We start from the raw sequence: 781 nt of genomic DNA, 5'->3' as shown, positions 1-781 counted from the left end.
CGCGGAACTTCAACCCGCTGGCCGCGATGTGCGGCCGGGTCACGATCGCGGAGGTCGAGGAGCTCGTCGAGCCCGGTGAGCTGGACCCCAACGAGATCCACACGCCCGGGGTGTTCGTGCAGCGCGTGGTCGCGCTGACCCCGGAGCAGGCCGCGGACAAGCGGATCGAGAAGCGAACGGTGAGGGAGCGCGGCTGATGGGCTGGACTCGTGAGGAGATGGCCGCCCGCGCGGCCTCGGAGCTGTCGGACGGCTCGTACGTCAACCTCGGCATCGGGCTGCCGACGCTGGTGCCCAACTACGTCGGCGACGACGTGGAGCTGGTGCTGCAGTCGGAGAACGGCATCCTCGGCGTCGGGGCGTACCCCTTCGACGGCGAGGAGGATCCCGACCTGATCAACGCCGGCAAGGAGACCGTCACGCTGCGCCGCGGTGCGTCGTTCTTCGACTCCGCGACGTCGTTCGGGATGATCCGCGGCGGCAAGATCGACGCCGCGATCCTGGGCGCGATGCAGGTCTCGAAGGCCGGCGACATCGCGAACTGGATGATCCCCGGGAAGATGGTCAAGGGCATGGGCGGCGCGATGGACCTGGTCCACGGCGCCAAGCGGGTGATCGTGCTGATGGAGCACGTCGCCAAGGACGGCACGTACAAGATCGTGGAGGAGTGCTCGCTGCCCTACACCGGCAAGGGCGTCGTGCAGCGGATCATCACCGACCTCTGCGTCATCGACATCACTCCCGACGGGCTGAAGCTGGTCGAGCTGGCGCCGGGCGTCACC

General features: G+C 68.5%; 2 protein-coding genes. Both read left to right on the top strand.

Features of this window, described 5'->3' with window-relative positions; all coding sequences use genetic code 11:
* On the top strand, positions 1-197 hold a 197-nt coding region (locus MJ604_RS23635), incomplete at its 5' end, for a CoA-transferase (RefSeq protein ID WP_279236572.1).
* Positions 197-781: 3-oxoacid CoA-transferase subunit B (locus tag MJ604_RS23630; RefSeq protein ID WP_243061261.1), on the top strand; the 585-nt coding region annotated here is incomplete at its 3' end. The genes MJ604_RS23635 and MJ604_RS23630, both read left to right, overlap by 1 nt.

This window comes from Nocardioides sp. SR21, assembly GCF_022761125.1.
Classification (GTDB): Bacteria; Actinomycetota; Actinomycetes; order Propionibacteriales; family Nocardioidaceae; genus Nocardioides.
The sequence above is the reverse complement of the archived record's forward strand: the minus strand, read 5'-3'. Positions and strand labels throughout refer to the sequence as shown.